Here is a 259-nt window from a genome sequence, read left to right as displayed (position 1 = left end):
GAATAAACCACTGACACAGCGCGAACGCTTGATGCGCATCATCACAGGCAAACGGTTTTGGACCCTGTTTGAAATCCAGCAAGAAAGCTTTAACCGCTTTGGGGTTCACGACAGCGAGACAGCGTTAAGTGCGCGGTTTCGGGATATGCCGATGAACCAGCGGGTAAAGCGCATTCGCTCGGGTACCCATCACACCTTTGAATATCGGTTGGAGGGCTAGATGGCGCAAGTGATGACAGCAACAGGTGTAGAGCAAGGT

Annotated in this window: 1 protein-coding gene; it reads left to right on the top strand. The window is 52.1% G+C overall.

The window, feature by feature from the left end; genetic code table 11:
• The coding region (locus FW758_RS24970) for a hypothetical protein (RefSeq protein ID WP_446446866.1) at nt 1–220 on the top strand (220 nt) is incomplete at its 5' end.
• Nucleotides 221–259 lie beyond the last annotated feature (39 nt).

It is taken from the genome of Shewanella sp. 1180_01 (genome assembly GCF_052850535.1).
This window is presented reverse-complemented; position numbering and strand designations above follow the sequence as displayed.